Origin of the sequence: Mesorhizobium sp. M0496, assembly GCF_040321205.1 — a bacterium.
Classification (GTDB): domain Bacteria; phylum Pseudomonadota; class Alphaproteobacteria; order Rhizobiales; family Rhizobiaceae; genus Mesorhizobium.
The window spans coordinates 16,467-34,959 of record NZ_JAMYRC010000032.1; the positions used below are offsets into that span (position 1 = coordinate 16,467).

The window sequence follows — 18,493 nt, forward strand, 5'->3', positions numbered from 1 at the left end:
CCACAAAAATAGGCCGGCGGAAGTGCTATTGCGCGTAAAACCGTCTCTGTCAACGCAAGCTGCGTCGGACGTGCGTGTTTCGCAAACCGAAGATCATTCCAATTCACATCATTACGCATTGGCAACCGCACAGTTTGCGGTGGCTCGCTTATGGGCCAATGCCCCGCGCCCGTCAAATGATGACGACAAGGTGGTCATCGCCTAGGATCTGTGGATCGAGGTGTGAGGCACTTACAGCCGGTGGACCTGCTCAAGCGCCGCGCCGGCACCAGGGCTAGATTGGCGATACTGCGCGTATTGGCCATGTCTTTCCTCGCGTGATGGGATGTTCGTAGAAGCGGAGCTATATGCCGGTGTGACGATCGACAAGGCGGACCGGCTATTCCGATAGGACATCCATACTGTCGCATAGACCGTCGCTGCTTAGGTATTGAAACCGCCATCGCTGGTGACATCGCAGTCGGCGGGTGTCGATAAGGTCGATTCACGCAATCAGCCGGTCAGGAGGAACGAATGAACCCTGAGGTTTCAGAAGCTCACTTTTCGCAAGGCGTGCAGCGCACATCGTGCAAGAGATTGCCATCCTTGCGGATGCTATCGACTTTCTCAACGATGGCGGGAAGATCGCAGTGACCGAATCTACGAAGCCGCCCCCAGGGCGTGCTTTGATGCATACAAACGGTTGCCGAGCAGGGATACTCCTCCTCCCTGAAGTCCAATCGAGAAGAGCGATCACTTCCAAGAGGGTCCCAGCTCAGCCGCGAAAACAGGTGCCAGACCCCGATCCTCTCCCTCAACTGATCTAGCTCAGGGCGTTCATGAGCCGCAGATCGCATAGTGGCTGCGTGCACGACGCAGGAAGACCATTTATGAAAATCCTATTCAGAACGATGGCTGTCACCTTGCTGGCACCCACCGCCTTTGCTGCGGATTCGATCCCCACCGACCTCAGAGATACGGCATTGGCCACCTTCAGGGCTTTGCCATCCACCACGCCGACAGTCGCCAACAACCCGATCACCCCGGAAAAGATCGCTCTCGGCAAGGCACTGTTCTTCGATCCACGCGTCTCGGCGTCAGGCGTCTTGTCGTGCAACTCGTGCCACAACCTGGCAACCGGCGGCGACGACAATCACGAAACCTCGATCGGCCATGGTTGGCAGAAGGGACAGCGCAACGCGCCGACTGTACTGAACGCTGTCTTCAACATCGCTCAGTTCTGGGATGGTCGTGCCGCAGACCTGAAGGCTCAGGCGAAGGGACCGGTCCAAGCCGGCATCGAAATGGCCAATACACCGGACCAAGTCATCGCCACGCTCAAGTCCATGCCGCAATATGTCGAGTGGTTCGATGCAGCTTTTCCGGCTGAAGCCGATCGGGTCACCTTCGACAACTTCGCCAAGGCGATCGAAGCCTTCGAGGCGACACTGGTCACACCGGCCCCGTTCGACAGCTTCCTGAATGGTGATGAGCTTGCCATGACTTCCGAACAGAAACAGGGCCTGGCGCTTTTCATGGACAAAGGCTGCTCGTCCTGCCATGCCGGCATCAACGTTGGTGGGCAAGCCTATTTCCCATTCGGCCTCGTGGAACAGCCCAGCGCCGAGGTCCTGCCGGACAAAGACAAGGGCCGATTTGCGGTCACCAATGCAGCCGATGACTACTATGTTTTCCGCGTGGCGCCGCTGCGCAACGTTGCACTCACCGCGCCATACTTTCATTCGGGCAAGGTTTGGGATCTGAAACAGGCCGTCGCCATCATGGGGACCACCCAGCTTGGCGTAGTACTGGCGGACGAAGAAGTTGACCTGCTTGTTGCCTTCCTCAACTCGCTGACCGGAGAGGCACCCGAGGTCGCCTATCCCATCTTACCCTCCGAAACGGCGACAACGCCCCGGCCTGTAACGCAGATCTCAGGAAAATAAAGGGCCAACTGGCTGCGGACGTCGCAATCGAAAATGATTGCGGCTTTTACTTGGGCCACACGAATTGCCACATCCATCTCCGAATTGGCGGGAGGCTAGCAATACCCGAAACCTGCCACCTCGCCCGTAGTCTGCGCGAATCAGCTGGGGAAGCGGACAGACGCGCAGCACCATATATTGTCGCCGCCTTAGCGAACATGCCAAGCAGTCTACTTTGAGAAACGACGTGTGTACGATTTGTTCGAGGCGCGGGGCCTGTATGTTCCCAAGGACCAATACTATAGCGTAGTGTCACATTTATATTTCTGCGGGATGAGGACACGTGCCGAAGGAAAATTGCACATTTTCGCCGAGTGGCTTATTTCCAAGAGTGTGATCGGGTTGGCATATTCCCGGCCGACGTCCGCCAGCCGGCAACTCCCCACACGGTGAGGAAGAGAAGCCTCACGCCTGCACTTTCTGCCGGAGCGCGCGCGCCGCAGCGACCATGTTCATGAGGGCAGGGCGGACCTCCTCCCATTTGCGTGTTTTGAGGCCACAGTCCGGGTTTATCCACAGTTGGCCGTCGGACAGTCGCTCGCGGGCAAGCATGACTAAGTCCGAAATCTCGCCGGCTTCCGGGACGCGTGGTGAGTGAATATCATAAACGCCGGGACCGATTTCGTTCGGATATTTGGAGCTCGTGAAGGCGTCCAACAGTTCCATCTTCGAGCGCGACGTCTCAATCGAAATGACATCCGCATCCATTCCAGCGATCGCGTGAATGATCTCGTTGAACTCCGAATAGCACATGTGGGTATGAATTTGAGTCGCGTCCTTTACACCCGTTGAAGCGATCCGGAAGCATTCGACAGCCCAGTCGAGATAGACTTTCCAGCCAGATTGGCGCAGTGGCAATCCTTCGCGAAACGCGGCCTCATCGATCTGGACCATCCTTGCGCCGGACCTTTCGAGATCCGTCACTTCGTCGCGGATGGCGAGCGCGATCTGGCGGCAGGCTTCGGAGCGGGGTACGTCGTCGCGAACAAAAGACCAATTGAGAATGGTGACTGGGCCTGTGAGCATTCCCTTCACGGGCTTTTCCGTAAGCGACTGGGCGAATTGCCACCAGCGCACTGTCATCGGATTGCGCCTCGATACGTCGCCGAAAATGATGGGGGGACGCACGTAGCGCGACCCATAGCTTTGTACCCAGGCATGCTGTGTGAGCGCGAAGCCGGACAACTGCTCGCCGAAATGCTGTACCATGTCGTTTCGCTCGAACTCACCGTGCACCAGCACGTCCAGCCCGATCTCTTCCTGCCAGCGAATTGCAGCCTCGATCTCCTTCTTCAGGAACATCTCGTAGTCGACATAGCTCAGCTGGCCTTTCACATGAGCGGCCCGCGCCTTGCGTACCTGCGGCGTCTGCGGGAAGGACCCGATGGTCGTCGTCGGGAACGGCGGCAGCCCGAGTGAGCCGGCTTGGACTCTGGAGCGCTCGCCAAAAGCGCTCTCTCGTCGCTTCGCGCTGTCCTCAATGCTAGCGATCCGCCCCTGAACAAGCGGGTCATGAATCCTCGTGGATGTCACGCGCGTGGCGGCAGCCTCGGCAGACGCTTTCAACGCGCCAGCCACCGCATCTCTGCCTTGGGACAGGGCCTGGGCCAGCAACACCAATTCGTCGGTCTTCTGGGCCGCGAAGGCGAGCCACGACCTGATGTCGGCGTCGAGTTCCGTCTCCATGCGCAGGTCGATCGGCACATGCAGCATCGAGCAAGAAGGCGCGATCTCGACGCGGTCCAAGGGCCAGCCGGCGACGATCGGTTTGATGCGGTCGAGAATGGCGGGCAGGTTCGCACGCCAGACGTTGCGGCCGTCGATCAAGCCAAGCGAGAGCACCAGATCCTTCGGAGCGAGCCGACCCACCGTTTCCAGCTGCTCGGGAGCGCGCACGAGATCAATATGCAGCCCGGCCAGGGGCAGAGAAACCGCGGTTTCGAGATTGTCTCCCAGCGACCCGAAATACGTAGCCAGCATGATCTTCAGCTCGGGCGCGGCTTTCGACAGCTGGCCATAGGCGAATTCGAACGCAGCTCGTTCGTTCGGGTTCAGATCGAGGACAAGCGCTGGCTCATCGATCTGCACCCAGTCGGCTCCCGACAGCTTCAGCCTCTGCAGGAGTTGCTCGTAAACGGGCAGCAGCCGCGGTAGGAGCGCGATAGGATCGAACCCTTCGGCAGGCGATTTCGCCAGCTTGAGGAAGGTGATGGGTCCAAGGATGACTGGGCGTGTGTGAATGCCGAGAGCTTTAGCCTCGAGGAAGTAATCGACCGGCTTCGTTGACGAGAGGGCGAACGTCTGATCATCATCGAGTTCCGGCACAATGTAGTGGTAGTTTGTGTCAAACCACTTGGTCATTTCCATCGCGGTTACACCGAGCCCATGAGCCGCCTCCTGGTGACCAGCGTGTGCACAATCCTCCGTCTGGCCCTGGTTGCCGCGCGCCATTGCGAAGTAGATGTCAAGTGGGACCTCGCCGCTATTCCAGCCGTAACGGGAGGGAATGGCGCCGACCATGGCTGCGGTGTCGAGCACATGGTCGTAAAGCGAGAAGTCGTTTGACGGTATTTTCGACACGCCGCGATCACGCTGCTCTTCCCAGCTAGCGGCACGGAGCGCCTTCGACGTCGTGAGAAGGTCGCCAGCGGACGATGTTCCGGACCAGTAGCTTTCAAGCGCGAATTTCAGTTCTCGCCGACGACCGAAGCGCGGCACGCCGAGCGTTGCTACAGGAATTTCCTGAGAGTCAGTCATGTCATACCCCGATGGTTGGGGCGTCGATGACAAGGAAGGCGCTAGCAGGCCGGCACGAACGCCGGCTTGCAGCGGCCACCGAGACACCCCGCCCGTGGACGTAATTCGCCGTGGCAGGTCTCCTGGCTCGCGGGGTCATAGCCTCTACCCGTCTTCCTGAGGGTATTCGCCTCAGTGACATGAGTGGGGTTGGCTCGCCGCTAACAGTTGCGGGGGCAGCGCCGGCATTGCACCGGCTTCCCTCTTAGCTCCGCTGCGGCAGCGCCGCACGCGAGAACCACGACACGCAGATAATCACAGCAGTCCGCTCTTTTGTCAATGACGCATAACGAAATGTTTATGTCGTTATGTGATTTCGCTTTTACGCTTGTCTAACATTGTGAAATATTCAGTCGCCCATTGGCGGCGCTGCTCCGCTGCCACCATTGTCCAACTAATGGATCCCTGTCGGGCTGCGACATCCCTCGCAGGTCGCCGATGAAGGATTTCGGACAAGACTTCAAGCGCGTGACAACGTCATTAGAATGCAGAAGATCGCATTGGTGGCGATGTTTAACGATGCGGCCGCAAGCCGTGCGTGCGTGGTAGAAGCGGTTTTCTCGGAGTGAGCGCCAACCCGTGGTCCGAGGGGAATTGGCACGCCAGTCGTCATCACGGGTGACTAGGCAATCGTGATGACTCCGCTCGGCGGCAAGAGACCACACTGACGGAGCCTGGCTCAAGGGTCTGATGCAAAGCCCGACTGTGGTCCCGATAAGCCGCTTAAGCCGCATTCAGGCGGTCAGGATAAGTATCTCTCTCTCCAAGCGCTCGGCATTGAGGGATGCGCAAATGCAGGCAAAGCTCGCGTGCTTCATATTCTGCATCATACGATCGGCAGGACCCAGTTTTTATCCAGTGCACGCGTCAGCGCGGTGTGCAATTCTGGCTCGGTCCGATACGAAGGCATTTGGGCCTCGCTGATCCAGCCCAAGCCAACATAGTGGAAGTGATCCGCAGGGACCGTAACCCGGCTGCTGTCCAGTTGCCGAACGAAGTCCGCTGACCAATGGTGGATCGTATACGCTTCAAGTTTGTCCATCATCCTCCGCCAGCGTTGGATGCGTTCTTCGCGCGGCATGCTGGCCGCTCTTGAGATCGCGGTAGCTATCTCGTCGGAGAGCCTCGGATTTACCAGTAGGGCGTCCTCGCCGAAGTCTTCGGCCGCGCCGGCAAACTTCGATAACACCAGAACGCCAGGGTCGCTCGGATCTTGTGCAGCAATGTATTCTTTCGCCACAAGATTCATGCCATCGCGCAACGGCGTCACAACGCAAACACGCGCGGCTCTGTAAAGACCCGCTATCTCAGCTTGGGTGAACGACCTGTTCTCATAGATAATCGGCATCCACTCGTCCGTGCCATGCCGGTTGTTGACTTGATTGACGAGTCTTTCGACGTCGCGCCGATATTCGCTGTACGCTTGGATGTCGCCACGTGAGGGAGTTGCGATTTGCAAGAGCGAGACACGTTGCGGCTCGACTGCCAGCAGATCGAAAGCTTTAATCCGATTGTCGATGCCCTTGGTGTAGTCGAGCCGATCGACGCCGATAACTAGCTTTGCTCCGCCAAGTTTCAACTGCGAAATGTAGGCTTTCTGCGCCTCAAGCGAATCTGCGGCACACTGTTCGAATTGCTTCGGATCGATACCTATAGGAAAATTTTGGCATTGCGTCTGGCCATGGTCCGAGAAAACGACCCCGTTCTTGCTCTCCAGCCCCAAATGAGATTGGACACAGGCGAGGAAATTGCTCACATCACGGTCGGTCTGGAAACCGAGCAGATCATACTCGAGCATACATTTCATTAGCTCGCCAGAATTGGGCACGCGCTCCATCATGTCAGACTCGGGCCATGGCGTATGCAGGAAATGGCCGATCGGCCGGTCAATGCCGAGTCTGTGCAAATCAGCGCCGAGCGGCAGGAAATGGTAGTCATGAACCCAGTAGACTGCGTTATCTCCCAATTCGGACACCGCGCGCGCCATGAAGGCATTGACGTCGCGATAACTTTTATAATCCTCTTCCGAGCCTGAGATCCGGTCCGGCAGCGAGTGGAGCGCCGGCCACAATATTGAATTTGCAAAACCTTGATAGTACCGAGAATAGTCCGCTGCCGGCCCATCGAGCCACCCGATTTGACCTTTGCCACGCTGCACGAGGGGCACCTGTTGCGTATCCCCGTCGCCCAGATGCTCGGAAAAACCTACCCAGACCGCGCCGGAACGCTCCACGACGCACTCCAGGGCCGCCGAAAGCCCGCCTGTCTTGGGCTGATCAGAATTGACAGTCGCACCGCGGTTGGAAATTGCGATAAGACTCCTATGTGGCTGCTGGGCCGCCGTGTTGAAGCGCTGGTCTGCGGCTGAGACAACAGGACGGGACGGGCCAACTTCGGCTTGTTGTTCTCGCTCCTGTGGCAAGTCTCTCAGGGGTTGTTCAAAAGCGATTAGTTCGTGAACAGCCCCAGTTTGCCATGTGAGGTTCCGGCGCGGCGAGTTGGCGTTGTTCAATGCGTCCATTTCATGCCTCCGTTGAATATTCCCCATGATGGAGCAACTGGCATTCCCAGATTGGCACACCCCCTGCTGACGAGAATCTGACGAGCGTCAGAGCAAATGGCGACCGATTGTCGCGTTTCGGCTTCGGCGCCCTCAAGAACCGGCTTATCGCGAAAATAGCTGGCGACCCGATCGAGCGGACCGTGCTTGCGGTAATTGTTGGATTGTTCGGATAAGAGATACACCCAGTAGATGCCAGCACCTGTTGAAATGAACTGAAACTATGTCGCTGCCGGGCCCTCTCCGATCTCCGTGTCAAAACTCTTCGGCAGACGGGCGGGATAGTCCCTTTCCGCCCGTCAGGGCCCGTTTTTGAATCCCTTCCTCGTTGCCCTCGACGATCCCAAAATCGTGGAAGCCAGACCGCGATGTGAATACCAGCCAGGCGAGCACTTCCTGACATCCGCGAATGCCGGGCTCCACATCCGGCGCCTCGTCGAGATTGACGAAGATGAAGCCCTGCTGCCAATTCCGCTGGTCCCATACCAATGGCGAACCAGTCTGCCCGCATTCGGCATCGTGGGACGTGATCGCAAGTCAAGTGCTCCGACGGACGCCGCGAGTTCTCCGTTACCTCAGGAACCTTACTGGCCTTCCCCAAGCTGAGCTTCTGGAAAATGCCGGTGGCGATCTCGATGACGGTGAATGCCGTCAAGGCAAGCCCGCCTTGCACCGCTCTTCCAGCGAGCTTCACGGCAGCAGAATCGGTCAGTTCTCCGAAGCGAATGGCTGTCGCTATCAGCGAGCTTTGACACAGTTCCGCCACTGCGATGATCGCGTCAGTAGGGCGGCTGGTTAGTTGCCCGCGCATCTACAGCAACCCAGCCCGTTCCGCCTCGCGGCGCAAATTCTGCCTTGGCCTTGGGCCGATCTGCTGGATCACCAGGCCGGCCGCCAGCGAGCCAAGGTCGCCGCAGGTCTTGAGGTCGCGGCCCTGCGTGTAGCCATGCAGGAAACCGGCGACGTAGAGATCGCCGGCGCCCGTCGTGTCGACCAGCTCCTTGATGGCGGTCGCATGGATGACCACGGTCTCGTCGCCGCGCACGATAACCGAGCCTTTTTCCGAGCGTGTGACGGCGGCGATCTTGCAGTCCTTGCGGATCTGCGCCACCGCTTCGTCGAAGGACGAGGTCTGGTAGAGCGACTTGATCTCGTCGCTGTTGGCAAAGACGATGTCGACCGTGCCCGAGCGCATCAGATCGAGGAACTCGTCGCGGTAGCGGTCAACGCAAAACGAATCCGACAGTGTCATCGAGACTTCGCGCCCGGCCTCGTGCGCGAGCTTCGCCGTCTGCCGGATCGCCTCCTTGGCGCGCGGCGGGTCCCACAGATAGCCCTCGAAATAGGTGACCTTGGCGCCAGACGCCTTGTCTGCTTCGACATCCTCAGGGCCAAGCTCGACGCAGGCGCCGAGATAGGTGTTCATCGAGCGCTCGCCGTCCGGGGTGACGAAGATCATCGAGCGCGCCGTCGGCGGCTCGCCCTCGAGCGGCCTGGTGTCGAAGGCAACGCCCTGCGCATGGATGTCGTGCGCATAGATTTCGCCCAGCGCATCGTTGGACACCTTGCCGAAGAAGGCGGCGCGGCCGCCGAAGCTGGCGACGCCGGCCGCCGTGTTGCCGGCGCTGCCACCGGAGGCCTCGATCGCCGGCCCCATGTGGCTGTAGAGCAGCTCGGCGCGCTTGGTATCGATGAGGTTCATGGCACCCTTGATGATGCCGTTGGTCACCAGAAAAGCGTCGTCGCACTGGGCGATGATGTCGACAATGGCATTGCCGATGCAAAGCACGTCATAATCCGGCATCAATGTCTCCGCTTGGGCTTTCCGCTTGCCAATTCGCTCGCCGGCGGCTTCACGGGGCGGCTAGTCCTGCCTCGCGACGCAATTCGTCCGCCCTGTCTGTCTTCTCCCAGGTGAAATCAGGCTCTTCACGGCCGAAATGGCCATAGGTGGCTGTATTGCGGTATATAGGGCGCAAGAGATCAAGCATCTTGATAATGCCTTTCGGTCTGAGATCGAACAACTCAAGAATGAGGCGCTCGATCCTGCTTTCCTCAACCCTGGCTGTCCCGAACGTGTTGACCATGACGGAAACCGGACTGGCCACGCCGATTGCGTAAGCAAGCTGCACCTCGCACACGTCCGCAAGTCCGCTGGCGACGATGTTCTTTGCGACATAGCGGGCCGCATAGGCAGCCGAGCGGTCAACCTTGGACGGGTCCTTGCCCGAGAAGGCGCCGCCGCCATGACGACCCATCCCGCCATAGGAATCGACGATGATCTTGCGTCCAGTGAGACCGCAGTCGCCGCGCGGCCCGCCGACTACGAACCGCCCCGTCGGGTTGACCAGAATTCTGATGCCTTCCGTCTCCAGGTGGGTCGGCAGGACAGGCTTTATGATTTCCTCAATGACGCCCTCGCGGACAGTCTCTTGCGAGACCTGCTCGTCATGTTGCGTCGACACGACGATGGTATCCAGGGCGACCGGGCGCAACCCCTCATAGCGCACTGAGACTTGGGATTTCATGTCAGGACGCAACCAGCCAAGCTGTGCCTTCCGGACATACGCCTGCCGTTTCGTCAAGCGATGAGCGAGCTGGATCGGCAAAGGCATCAGGGTATCGGTTTCGCGGCATGCGTAGCCGAACATGAGGCCCTGATCTCCCGCTCCCTGCTGGAGGTCTTGCCCTCTTCCCTCGTCAACGCCTTGGCTGATGTCGGGCGACTGCTCGGTGAGGGCATGGACGACGGAGCAACGCCGGCCGTCGAAGCCGACGGCCTCGTCGTCGTACCCAATGTCGAGAATCGTATCGCGCGCAACTTGGCTGTAATCCACCTGGGCATCGCTGGTAATCTCGCCAGCCAGAACGACTATCCCTGATTTTACCAACGCTTCACAGGCGACGCGCGCCTTGGGATCTGTGCGGAGGATGGCGTCGAGGATGGCATCCGAGATGTTGTCGGCCAACTTATCCGGGTGCCCCGCGCCAACCGATTCGGAAGAGAACACGAACTGCCTAGCCATGAATACCTCGCTTCGGGTGTTGGATGTGGTATGGGCATTTTGCTTGGCCCACCTTACTTGTCGGAGATGCCCGGGACCTCGAACGCAGCGCACAAGTCGGCAACGTCTCTTCGCACGCAGGCATGGAGATCTTCATCGTCTGGCCGCTGGAAGACGGAGTCAATGAAGCCAGCAATTTGCTCCATTTCCACATCGCGCATGCCCATTGACGTCACTGCTGGTGCCCCCAGGCGAATTCCGCTTGTGACCGCCGGATCCCGCGGGTCGCCAGGCACCATATTAAAGTTTGTGATAATTCCTGCCTTTGCTAGTCGCTCGGCATAGGCCTTGCCCGATAGTGGCCGATTGCGAAGATCAAGGATCAGCATGTGATTGTCCGTCCCCCCGGTCACCAGGTCATGACCTCGCTCAAGCAGTGCATGTGCCAGAGCCTTGGCGTTCTTGACCGTCTGTTGGCCGTAGCTTCGGAAGGACGGGTTCGCGGCTTCGTGCAAGGCAACCGCTAGCGCAGCGATGGCATTCATGTGAGGCCCGCCTTGCAGGTGAGGGAAGACCGCCCGGTCTATTCGTCTGGCGAGATTGTATTTGCTCTTTGTATGATACAGGGCCTGATAGCGATCTTCGTTCCTTGACAAAATGAAGCCACCGCGGGGACCGCGGATCGACTTGTGGGACGTGCTGCTGACCACGTCGCAATGGCCCACGGGATTCGGGTGCGCTCCCGCGGCAATCAGGCCGCTGATGTGCGCAATGTCGGCTACGAGATAGGAGTTCGCTTCCAGGGCAATTTCTGCCATTGCCGCGTAGTCAAAGACACGCGGGTAAGCAGTTCCGCCGACCCAAATGAGCCGCGGCCGTTCCCGCTTGGCTGTCTCGCGTAAGCGGTCATAGTCAATCTGCTGTGTCTTTTCATCTAGTCCATAGGGCACGCGTTGATAGTCAGTTCCGGAAAAGTTGATGGCCCAACCATGAGTCAGATGGCCCCCTTCCGGAAGGGGCAAGCCCATGACTTTGTCACCGGGACTCAAAAGCGCACGATAGACAGCCTGGTTGGCCGGCGAGCCGGAATAAGGCTGGACGTTGGCATGCTCGCTGCCAAATAGTGTTTTCAGGCGCTCAATGGCCAGATTCTCAAGCTCATCAACGATCTCGTTTCCAGCGTAGTAGCGCGCACCGGGGTACCCCTCGGCGTACTTGTTCGTGAAAATCGAGCCGTTCGCTTCCAGCACGGCCGAGGACGCAAAGTTCTCTGAGGCGATGAGCTTGAGGGTCGTCCGCTCCTGCCGCTCCTGTCTCAGAAGCAGCTCGTGAACGCGGCAATCAACCGCGGCCAAGGAAGACCGCCCGTGGGTGTCGGGCTGTGCGATCGCGCCGTCTGCGGAGTTGTCCATGGTAGCTTCGCGCTCCAATTGAATTGACCTATTTCACGATCAAGCACGCGGTCCCCTTCGGCCGCGTGTCTCGCACCGCTTCGAGCCGCTGCAGGTCCTGTTTATGATAGCCGTCGCGATGGGGCAGGAGATCGACCAATAATTGAACCAGCCCGCCGTCGTTGGATCCTGCGTTGAGATGGTACGAGCGCCACGGAGGCTGTTCGTTGCAGCAGAGAAAGTCGGCTCTGGCGAGCAGCCGGACGTGTCGCGCAACCCGCTCTCGACACACGCCCAGAATCTCCGCTAGCTCGCAGACAGTTAGGTCCGCATGCGCACAAAGGCCCAGGATTCGAAGGCGGTCAGGATGCGCTGCCATGCGTAGGCGACTAACCAGTGTCATCATGGCTCAGGACCAAGTCCTGCCGAATTTCTCATTTCGCGTTCTCCACAGAAGTTGCAGATTTCGAAGGATGTCCAACGAGCGGGCAAATCTCGGTGGCCGTGACGACCGTCGATATCCTGTGTCGAACAACCAAATGTGCGCTCTTCTTGCCTTTAGCCGAAATTGCAGGCAGGTCGGCGAGTCGAAGACAAGCGGGGCCACGGTTTGGAACCACTGACCTCAGACGTTGCAATAAGCCTACCATTCACAGCGAGCCGGAGTTGCTAAGAGTCTATGAATTTCCTTGAAGGATCTGTTGCAACGTTTGCCCAGCCGGGCCTGCTCCCGGTTTGCAGCGGTCATGGTCAGGCGATCCATCGCCTCTGCGAGCACGATCAGGAATTTGCCCTGCATCGCATCGCTGATCAGCTCCTGAAGGCCGGGACGCAACAGCGACGCGCCGCAGATCGCGCGGTGGGTATTGCTGTGGACGACTGTCCAGCCTTGCTTTTTCAGCACGCAAGCAGCAGAGCCGCAACTGATCCTCGATCGAGGCGTCTCGGTGATTGTCAGTTGAGTAGCGAGCGCCAAGCGCGACCTTCATGAGGCGGCCCCTTACTCCGGGACGCGGTCTCGCGTTTGGCTATCCGTTTCGGCTTGAACGAAATCCCGTGCGGCCTGTGGCGCCAGCAGCCGGACCAGATTGACGAAGCGTCGATCGGGCTTCGGCGACGCAGGCACAGCCCTTCGCGGCCGCGCCTGCGACCACACGAAGCTATTCGGCTGTTGCACGTTTCGGTCGCGCTATGATCGCGTTCCTGTCCTGACGCGAAATACTCCGTTTCGCGACAATGATGCCAATCACAGTGCTTCGACAAGATGGAAATTGTTTTTGATCAATAACGCGCCTCGCGCAGGAGCCAGTGCTGGCCGATGACGGGGCACCTTGTGCTCCGAAGAAGCCAAGGCTATATATCCGGATAGAGAACCGGAGGCACGCGATGGGCAACACTGCACAGAAGAGAGCCATCGAGAATTATCGCTCTCGCCTGGCTGAGCGCGGCATCGCGCGGTTCGAGATCCAGGCGTTCGACGCAGACCGCGATCTACTGCGAACTCTTGCCCGAAAATTAACGGAGAGCGGGCCGGATGCCCGACAGCTTCGTCGGACCATACAGCAAGCCGTGGCGGGTGAGCCACCGAAAGCGGGCAGCATTCTCGCCGCGTTGCGTCGCTCGCCTCTGGCTGGCTCCAATCTCGACCTCAGCCGGCCGCGCGAAGAGGGGCGCAAGATCGACCTGTGACGCGCTACCTTCTTCATACCAATATCATCAGCAACGTCATAAAGCCGGAGCCTTCGGGCTCGTTGCTGGCCTGGATGGGCGCGCAGAAGGACGAAGACCTCTTCATTGCTTCGCTTACTGTCGCCGAAATTCGCCGAGTCATCCTAGAGAAGCCGAAGGGGAAAACGCGCAGCAGCCTTGAAACTTGGTTCGAGGGCTCCGAAGGCCCGCAAGCGCTGTTCGCTGGCCGCGTGCTATCGTTCGACGAGAAAGCCGGCCTCGTGTGGGCGCGGCTGATGGCCAACGGCAAAGCCAGAGGCCGTTCGCGGAGCGCCCTAGACACAATCATTGCCGCTGTAGCCGAAGCCAACCAGTGTGTCGTAGTGACCGACAATGGAAAGGACTTCGAGGACGTTCAGATAATCAACCCGCTCCGTAGCTCTGGAAGCCAAGCGGGTGATGATAGCTCCAACGGTCCGGCCGATTCAATTTGAGGACTTCAGCGGCACGGAGTCCGAACGTCTCGTGTTCGCCTACCTTTAGCGATGGCTGGATTGATCTTGCTTAGTTCGGCCAGGGACGTCTCTTCCAGTTCCGCTTTAATGCCATCCCGGTTCATCTAGTCAGCTCGATCAACCAACAGCTCGCACGCACGAGCGCCGCGGACAAGGCGCGATCGCAGGGACTGCGCGATACGCGTGTCGAGCTCGTCCATCTTACACTCGCTCTCGTCTTCGAAGGCCTCTCGCCAAACGCCACTGTAGTCGATCCCGCGTGCGGCTCGGGGGCCTTCTCATCGAGGCTTTCTCGCGACTGGTCTGGCGCGCTACCAATGGCAAGTTCGCCCGCCGGGAACTCGTCGGTCTGTTCTCCCAGCTCTGGGCGTCCACATCAACTGCGGAGCTCTTGGCATCGCCGTGTTCTGCCTCTAGCTGGCAGCTCTCGAGCTCGACGAGCAGCCGATCAGCGACACCCGCGACCTCAAGTTCGACCCGGTTGACTCGATAACACCCTATTGGCAGATTCAGTCGGGGAGGATCTGCCCACTCCGATCACAAGCCGATCTTTCGACCCCGTGGTCGGGAATTCTGCATGGACCTTCGTGAAGAAGGAATGCAGCGCCGAAAGCCGAAGCGCTTCCGATACATCGATGCGAGCCCCGATTAGGCATTCCTGCCACTCTATCTAGCCGACCCCCGTGGCCGCGTTGCCGATCGGTGCGCACTGGTCGCCTACATCGCCCCGGCACGTGAAGATCGTCTCTGCTGACGCTCGTTGAGCAATTCAGGCCGCCTCCGGCTGGCGTTTGATCAGCGTCAGCGTCAACCAGCGCGCGGTCAGCGCCGGCTTTTTCGAGCCCTCGATCTCAATCGTCACGCCCAGCGCCGTCTGCACCCAGCCCGACGGCCTGACCTTGACGTCGGCCAGTACGAAACGGGTGCGGATGCGCGATCCGGTTTTCACCGGCGCCAGGAAGCGCAGCGATTCGAAGCCATAGTTGACACCCATCTTGCAGTTTTCGAGCGGCCGCATGGTCTGGAAAGTCATCGCCGACAAAAGCGAAAGCGACAGGAAGCCATGTGCGATGGTGCCGCCGAACGGCGTCTCGCGCTTGGCGCGCTCCGGATCGCAGTGGATGAACTGGTGGTCATCGGTGGCCTCGGCGAACTGGTCGATCATCCGCTGCGAGACCACCCGCCACGGCGACACGCCGACTTCCTTGCCGACGCTGGCCAGAAGTTCGTCGAGACTGATCGGTTCCACGCTAATGTCCTCCATTTCAACCGTCCGAAGCGCGACGGCTTCATTCCGTGAACAGTGTCAGCCAATGCTGCACCGACTGCCGGCCATCCATCGGCAGGATGGCCCCGGTGAGATGACTGCCGTCACAGCTGCACGAATAGGGCGTTCCGCCGGCAATCTCATTCGGCGCACCGATGCGGCCGATCCGAACATGGCTGCAGACGAGCCGGCTTGTAATCGGTCGCGGTGCGCGTCCTGCAAGCCGCCGAAAGCAGCTCGTCTTGCTACGGATGATCATTCCGCCGGCGCCGCTATGCGGTATTGTCGCAGATTGATAAAATCAATTGTCTGGATAGGAACCATCCGTGTCTCGAATGGTGGAGGAGTAGTCCAGCAGACGGGGTGGCTTGTGGTCCTTCTTGAAGCGCGCCGACCTCATTGGCCGCTAGCTCTGAGCCGGCAAGAAGCGCCAGTTCAATGACATTGGGTGTCGACACGGCAAAGCGGCATCAGATGCTACTTCATGATGCGGGATGGCGCTTGCTTCAAGAAGCGCTCGGCCTGACGTGGAAGCCAGCGATGCGCCCGATATTCGCGCAGCACAGCGGCAACCGCAGCGACGATGATCTCAGCCGTTGCGAGCATGCCAACCTTGGTGCCGGCCACTCTGTTAGCTTGAAGCGCAGCGCGCATTTGATCCGTCACCAGACCGGGTTGCGTAACTTGGATTTCCAAGGCGTCTTCCTGGGTTTGCACCGTCAGCGCGCTGACAGCAAAGGCAGGTGCGCACGTCAAGGCAAGCGATCGTCTCGATCTCGCGGGCAATTCCAGCCCCACCGCGGGAATCTGACCCGACAACAACGAGCAGATGCGGTTCTCGCCCCAGCGCCATTGTTCTGTCTTTCGATCCATTCTCGCGTGCGCGCTTCTGGGGCGTCGTTCAGCGCAAAGTCGGTGACCACGGCTGCGCTTTCCGCGCCAGCCTCGAAAAACGCCTTCGAGCCGGTCAGGTTGAGGCCGCCGATGGAGACCAATGGGATCGGCGCGACCTGGTGCTTCCACTCGCTGATCCGCTTGAGCCCTTGCGGCGCCCATTTCATCTGCTTCAGGCTAGTTGGATAGATGGGCCGAGCGCCACATACTCCGGCTCGGCCACTGGCGCCGTTTCCAGTTCGGTGTGATCGTGGATCGAAAGGCCGAGCTTCAATCCGGCGTATTTAATCGTCAGCATCGGCGGCAGCCAAATCCTTTTGACCAAGATGGACGAAGTCGCAGCCTTCCTCGATTGCCGTGCGCCAATTGTCGTTGACGCTCACTTGGCAACCATGGACCGCGCAGGCGTCGTTCGCGCGGCGGGTTTCCGTCTGCAGTCCTTTCTCGTCCATATCCTTTATCCGGAGCTGCAGCAGACTCACGCCGAGCGGCGCCAGCCCGTCAACCCAGCCGGCACGTCGAAATTCAGATAGAAGGGATCGAGCTTCATGAGAAGACAGCCCTGCCGACCGTCGGTGAGTAGCGCGGTTCGAGCATTCCAGTGCTAGCTTCACGAATGGCATCGACCGCCCTTGCCGAACGCACGCGCCATGCCGACCGGATCGGCCGCCCTCGGGACCGCCGTGTTCAGGAGCACGGCGTCGAACCCGAGCTCCATGACGTCGCCGCGTACGACGGCCGTCCGAGCCACGCATCCACAATCAAACGGAATGTAGGGGAAATGTCCGCGCATCAACTGGACCTCGGAGCTCAACGCTTCATCGCATTAGAATGAGCGTTCGAAACGCAGGATACCGCCGACACTGCTCTTCTTGTTGGCATTGGCCCAGTTCACTTCGGAAGCTTTCACCTTTCCGACGGCGGAGCCTCCGTAGCTGTCATAGTCGAGTTCAGCCGTAACTGTGAAATCTGGAAGAAGCGCATAGGCGACGTTCGCAGCGGCACCATAGTTCTTGAGCTGATCACCCGAGAGCTGAAGGTTGAACGAAGTTGTCTCGTTGAGCTCGTAAGCGGCGCCAGCCCAGAAAGCCCAGTTCCCGCCCCAGATCTTATAGAAGCCGCGACCATGAGCGTCGATCGCGTTCATGGAGTCGTCGTTGAGCTTGCCATTGGAACCGTAGCCGAACATTCCGAACAGCAACAGTTCGTCGGTGACATTGATGTCGACACGGACCTTGACGGCTACCGATTCGTAGTTGCTATCATAACCAGCAACGCCGGTGATCCCTCCCCAGCCATGTGTGTATTTCAAGCCGCCGACTATGTGCGGAGCGTAGTTGTCGATTGTGCCGACCACGGCTGAGCCTTCTTCGAGCGAAACCACGGCCGAAAAGCCGTTCGCGGCGTCGAAGTAGTACTGGACCACATTGGTATCCAAAGCGCCGTACGGAACCGGCGTCTGGTTGAGTACGTCACCCGCGCCGCCAATAAACATGTCGAAGGCCGACCAGTCCTTACCAACTCGGAGGCCACCAAGCTGAATCCAGGCGAAAGTCAAGATGCTGTCTCCGTTGAAGGCATAGGACCGAGAACTGTCCGAAACCGAAGTGTGGCGGTTACCGAAATTCACGCGGGTTTCGGTGTAGGTCTTCAACGTGCCGAGTTCGGTCTCCTGGCCGGTCCAAGCTTTCAGTGTGAAGCGCGTGTTGTTTTGCCATGTACCCTGATCCTCACCAGTCCTCACATCCGAGGTTCTTGCGTGGTAAAACAATCCGACATCGCCCAAGCCCACGTAGTAGCTAAGATAGCCGCCGATGCGCAGGCAGGTCTCGGTGCCTGAAATGTAGACGTAGCCCGAGCCGTAGACGTCGCAGATCTTGGCGTACTCAGTCGGGTCAGGCTCGGCGACGGTGGTCACCGCGCGAGCGTCGGAAACGGCGATCAGTGCCGCAGTTGAGCCGAGGAGGAGGCTCCCAATGGTCATTGTTGATCTCCGTCTAAATAGTAAAAGGAATCGAGACCGATAAATGATTTTTGCTAAGCAAACTATTGATAGCGCATCAAGCTGAATTCTGGGAGTGTTGCTGCACCTGTCGTGCTAATGCTCAGGAGAAGTTAGAATGTGATTGAGACTTGTTGTCACATATATTAATTAGTTAACACTCCCAGGCGGTCGTACAGCATTTTTGTACAATCACCCTTTTCACCTCCGGCGGGCCTCACAAAGGGTACTACAGCAAATGACGTGCCACCCTGACGACCCAGCTGCGGCTTGAAGCTCAAATGTACGGGCGGACCTTGGTTTGCGCTTCCTTCTCTTTGCCTTGCGGATCCACCCAAGCAGGAACGGCAAACGTTTCGGCTACGGTTCGTCTGTTCGCTTCGCGACAGTTTGGCTTAATGGCGACGGCATTGTTTGCTGTGAGCCCCGCC

The 18,493-nt window shown here is 59.0% G+C and carries 14 protein-coding genes, 2 pseudogenes and 1 riboswitch; of the genes and pseudogenes, 3 read left to right on the forward strand and 13 right to left on the reverse strand.

The features are described 5' to 3' along the window. Window positions 1–869: 869 nt before the first annotated feature. The gene (locus NKI73_RS23640) at window positions 870–1,925 is read left to right on the forward strand and encodes a cytochrome-c peroxidase (RefSeq protein WP_023737107.1); all 1,056 of its coding nucleotides are present in this window, start codon (window positions 870–872) and stop codon (window positions 1,923–1,925) included. 444 nt (window positions 1,926–2,369) lie between these two features. On the opposite strand, the gene metE is transcribed toward NKI73_RS23640, so the two are convergent. From metE to NKI73_RS23680, 8 genes are all read right to left on the reverse strand, one after another. After that, a complete protein-coding gene (metE, locus tag NKI73_RS23645) occupies window positions 2,370–4,721 on the reverse strand; it encodes a 5-methyltetrahydropteroyltriglutamate--homocysteine S-methyltransferase (protein ID WP_352633203.1) in 2,352 nt (783 codons plus the stop codon). Between the two features lie 95 nt (window positions 4,722–4,816). Continuing rightward, window positions 4,817–5,018: riboswitch (cobalamin riboswitch) on the reverse strand. A 568-nt stretch (window positions 5,019–5,586) separates the two neighbouring features. Beyond that, window positions 5,587–7,281, reverse strand: a complete 1,695-nt coding sequence (locus NKI73_RS23650; protein WP_352633204.1) for an alpha,alpha-trehalose-phosphate synthase (UDP-forming) — start codon at window positions 7,279–7,281, stop codon at window positions 5,587–5,589. Window positions 7,282–7,575: 294 nt separating this feature from the next. Beyond that, on the reverse strand, window positions 7,576–7,809 hold the full coding sequence (locus tag NKI73_RS23655) for a hypothetical protein (RefSeq protein WP_352633205.1): 234 nt from the start codon (window positions 7,807–7,809) through the stop codon (window positions 7,576–7,578). Window positions 7,810–8,131: 322 nt separating this feature from the next. Further along, a complete protein-coding gene (locus tag NKI73_RS23660; protein WP_352633206.1) occupies window positions 8,132–9,124 on the reverse strand; it encodes an adenosine kinase in 993 nt (330 codons plus the stop codon). Between the two features lie 49 nt (window positions 9,125–9,173). Beyond that, the gene (gene metK / locus NKI73_RS23665; protein ID WP_023812683.1) at window positions 9,174–10,346 is read right to left on the reverse strand and encodes a methionine adenosyltransferase; all 1,173 of its coding nucleotides are present in this window, start codon (window positions 10,344–10,346) and stop codon (window positions 9,174–9,176) included. Window positions 10,347–10,399: 53 nt separating this feature from the next. Beyond that, window positions 10,400–11,737, reverse strand: coding sequence for a serine hydroxymethyltransferase (gene glyA, locus NKI73_RS23670; protein WP_352633207.1), 1,338 nt, complete (start codon window positions 11,735–11,737; stop codon window positions 10,400–10,402). A 28-nt stretch (window positions 11,738–11,765) separates the two neighbouring features. Further along, the gene (locus NKI73_RS23675; RefSeq protein ID WP_084026290.1) at window positions 11,766–12,122 is read right to left on the reverse strand and encodes an ArsR/SmtB family transcription factor; all 357 of its coding nucleotides are present in this window, start codon (window positions 12,120–12,122) and stop codon (window positions 11,766–11,768) included. Window positions 12,123–12,359: 237 nt separating this feature from the next. Next, window positions 12,360–12,692: a recombinase family protein gene (locus tag NKI73_RS23680; RefSeq protein ID WP_352538832.1), complete on the reverse strand. Its 333-nt coding sequence runs from the start codon at window positions 12,690–12,692 to the stop codon at window positions 12,360–12,362. 410 nt (window positions 12,693–13,102) lie between these two features. Between NKI73_RS23680 and NKI73_RS23685 the strand changes: the two genes are divergently transcribed. Further along, a complete protein-coding gene (locus NKI73_RS23685) occupies window positions 13,103–13,405 on the forward strand; it encodes a hypothetical protein (protein ID WP_352633208.1) in 303 nt (100 codons plus the stop codon). Then, entirely contained in the window at window positions 13,402–13,878 is a 477-nt protein-coding gene (locus NKI73_RS23690; protein WP_352633209.1) for a type II toxin-antitoxin system VapC family toxin, read from the forward strand. The genes NKI73_RS23685 and NKI73_RS23690 overlap by 4 nt, the downstream gene beginning before the upstream one ends. A 790-nt stretch (window positions 13,879–14,668) precedes the next feature. Here the strand turns inward: NKI73_RS23690 and NKI73_RS23695 are convergent. From NKI73_RS23695 to NKI73_RS23715, 5 genes and pseudogenes are all read right to left on the reverse strand, one after another. Continuing rightward, a complete protein-coding gene (locus tag NKI73_RS23695) occupies window positions 14,669–15,163 on the reverse strand; it encodes a MaoC family dehydratase (RefSeq protein ID WP_352442323.1) in 495 nt (164 codons plus the stop codon). Window positions 15,164–15,643: 480 nt separating this feature from the next. Next, a complete protein-coding gene (locus NKI73_RS23700; protein ID WP_352633210.1) occupies window positions 15,644–16,039 on the reverse strand; it encodes a bifunctional hydroxymethylpyrimidine kinase/phosphomethylpyrimidine kinase in 396 nt (131 codons plus the stop codon). Between the two features lie 101 nt (window positions 16,040–16,140). After that, window positions 16,141–16,683: pseudogene (locus NKI73_RS23705) on the reverse strand (thiamine phosphate synthase); the annotation flags it as partial. Continuing rightward, window positions 16,607–16,853 (reverse strand): annotated as a pseudogene (locus tag NKI73_RS23710) (thiazole synthase); the annotation flags it as partial. The pseudogenes NKI73_RS23705 and NKI73_RS23710, both read right to left, overlap by 77 nt. A gap of 33 nt (window positions 16,854–16,886) precedes the next feature. Beyond that, complete coding sequence (locus tag NKI73_RS23715) at window positions 16,887–18,044, reverse strand: porin (protein WP_352633211.1); 1,158 nt, start codon at window positions 18,042–18,044, stop codon at window positions 16,887–16,889. Between the last annotated feature and the right edge of the window lie 449 nt (window positions 18,045–18,493).

Bases quoted from the DNA above. Each gene is read 5' to 3' on its own strand.
- NKI73_RS23650 (WP_352633204.1), bottom strand. From the start codon at position 7,281: ATGGACGCATTGAACAACGCCAACTCGCCGCGCCGGAACCTCACATGG.
- NKI73_RS23660 (WP_352633206.1), bottom strand. From the start codon at position 9,124: ATGCCGGATTATGACGTGCTTTGCATCGGCAATGCCATTGTCGACATC.
- NKI73_RS23685 (WP_352633208.1), top strand. From the start codon at position 13,103: ATGGGCAACACTGCACAGAAGAGAGCCATCGAGAATTATCGCTCTCGC.
- NKI73_RS23695 (WP_352442323.1), bottom strand. From the start codon at position 15,163: ATGGAGGACATTAGCGTGGAACCGATCAGTCTCGACGAACTTCTGGCC.
- NKI73_RS23675 (WP_084026290.1), bottom strand. From the start codon at position 12,122: ATGATGACACTGGTTAGTCGCCTACGCATGGCAGCGCATCCTGACCGC.
- NKI73_RS23640 (WP_023737107.1), top strand. From the start codon at position 870: ATGAAAATCCTATTCAGAACGATGGCTGTCACCTTGCTGGCACCCACC.
- NKI73_RS23715 (WP_352633211.1), bottom strand. From the start codon at position 18,044: ATGACCATTGGGAGCCTCCTCCTCGGCTCAACTGCGGCACTGATCGCC.
- metE (WP_352633203.1), bottom strand. From the start codon at position 4,721: ATGACTGACTCTCAGGAAATTCCTGTAGCAACGCTCGGCGTGCCGCGC.
- metK (WP_023812683.1), bottom strand. From the start codon at position 10,346: ATGGCTAGGCAGTTCGTGTTCTCTTCCGAATCGGTTGGCGCGGGGCAC.
- NKI73_RS23700 (WP_352633210.1), bottom strand. From the start codon at position 16,039: ATGGATCGAAAGACAGAACAATGGCGCTGGGGCGAGAACCGCATCTGC.
- glyA (WP_352633207.1), bottom strand. From the start codon at position 11,737: ATGGACAACTCCGCAGACGGCGCGATCGCACAGCCCGACACCCACGGG.